Source organism: Aquabacterium sp. (assembly GCF_004297345.1).
Lineage (GTDB): Bacteria > Pseudomonadota > Gammaproteobacteria > Burkholderiales > Burkholderiaceae_C > Aquabacterium.
Genome location: NZ_SCTN01000261.1, coordinates 1 through 2,126 on the forward strand (window position 1 = coordinate 1; position 2,126 = coordinate 2,126).

Sequence of the window (2,126 nt, forward strand, 5' to 3'; positions counted from 1 at the left end):
AGCTGGGTGGTCGAGCACGATGGCAGCGCCGAAGGCGTGCTGGCTGGTGCCCGTGCGGCCAAACACACACTGCACATCGTGGATCAGAACGCGGTGCGGGCCGATATGGGCGCGTTGCGCTACAGCCGCCCGGACATGCGTGGCGCGGGCGGAGCCAGTGCCTCAGGCCTGATGGCCATGGTGGCCCAGGTGTTCGGCTTGAGCAATGGCTCGGCACAAGACACCATCACCGCCTGGAGCGTGGGCCAGCAGGTGGGCACCAATGCCATCACCCTGGCCGCCTGGGACGAACGCCAGCTGGCAGGCGTGAATGCCACGGGCAGCGCCTCGATCGAACTGGGCCATGTGCCCACACTGGAGCACTATGCTGGCCAAGGCGAGCGCCGCTTTGCGGATGGCCGAGTCGGCACAGCCCAGCCCGCGAGCAGCCAGGCCGCACAGGCCCGCAGCGAAGCCCTGATGGCCGCGCATCAGCTTGAGCAGCAATACGCCTACGGACAAAGCGCCGTGCGTGGCCTCAAGCCGGGCGCCAACTTTCAGATCACCGAGCACAGCTTGTACGGTGGCGTGGGCGGCCTGACAGGGGCGGGCAGCAGCAATGCCTTCTGCACCCTGAGCATCACGCACGAAGCCGCCAACAACCTGGGCCACGAAGCCGCGCAGATCATGCGCAGCACGGATGTGGAGCAAGGCAGCTACCGCAACCGCTTTGATGCCGTGCCCGCCAGTGCCCGCATCGTGCCCATGCCTGCGGCCGAGCCCACGGCACCAGGCTTGCAAACCGCCATCGTGGTGGCCGATGAAGGCGAGCCCCTCACCACCGACCGCGACCACCGCATCCGCATCCAGTTCGGCTGGCAGCGCGGCGCATCGCCACTGGCTGGTGGCCTCAACGCGCCCAGCACCCTCGCGGGTGCCGATACCGGCCATGCACCCGGCAACGCCCAAAGCGGCACCTGGGTGCGCGTGGCCCAAGGCGTGGCCGGCCCCAACTGGGGTGCCGTGTTCACACCTCGCGCAGGCACAGAGGTGCTGGTGGATTTTGTAGACGGCGACATCGACCGCCCCATCGTGGTCGGCCAGTTGCACAACGGCCAGCACGATCTGCCATGGCCCGCCGGCGTTGATTCCGGCGCCAACCACCCCGGCACCGTATCGGGCTGGCACCACCCGCACCTGGACGGCCAAGGCGCCAACCAATGGCTGGTAGACGACGCGACCGGCCAGTTGCGCATGCGCCTGGCCAGCCACAGCAGCCAGACCGGCTGGAGCGAGCTCACGCTGGGCCACATCATCCAGCAAGGCGGGCAGGGCGGATCAGGCCAGGCCCAACGCGGCCAATGGCTGGGCGAAGGCTTCTACGGCCACACCGAAGGCTGGGCCGTGGTGCGAGCCGGTCAGGGCCTGCTGCTCAGCAGCACCGCCCGCACCGCACAAGGCAGCAGCGTCAACAGCACACAGATGGACGCCGCCGAGGCGGTGGGCCAGCTCAAGGCCGCACAGCAACTGGGCGACGCCCTGAGCCAGAGCGCCCGCCAGCAAGGTGCCCAAGGCCTGAGCAGCCACGATGCCCAACAGGCCATGCAAACGCATGTCACCTTGATGGATCCGGCTGCGCAGGGTAAGCATGAAGGCAGCGTCAACGGCCATGAAGCGAAGAAAGCCAACGGCCGAACCTTGAGCGAACCGGTTGAGAAGTTCGCCCAACCCTTGCTGCACCTGGACACCCCCAGCACGGCCGCCTTCGTGACGCCCAGCAGCATCAGCCTGTTCAGCGGGCAAGACACCAGCCTGACCACGCAAGGCGACGCCCAGCTCACCAGTGCACACACGCTGAGCAGCGTCAGCGGCCAGACCACCAGCCTCTACACCCACGCCGGCGGCATCAAGGCCATCACGGCCAACGCGGCCCTGAGCCTGCGCGCCCACACCGATGCCCAGCAGATCTGGTCAGACAAAGACCTGACCATCCAGAGCACCACCGACGAGATCCGCATCCAGGCCAGCGACAGCATCACGCTCACGGCAGGCCAGAGCCAGATCGTGATCAAGGGTGGCGACATCACCTTTACCTGCCCGGGGACGTGGACGGTGAAGGGGGCGGCGCATGAGTGGGGGAGTGGGGG

At 67.7% G+C, this 2,126-nt stretch carries 1 protein-coding gene; it reads left to right on the plus strand.

The genetic code is table 11. The annotated features are described in order from the left end of the window. A partial coding sequence (locus EPO09_RS09260) for a type VI secretion system Vgr family protein (RefSeq protein WP_290642406.1) occupies window positions 1–2,126 on the plus strand: 2,126 nt, incomplete at both ends.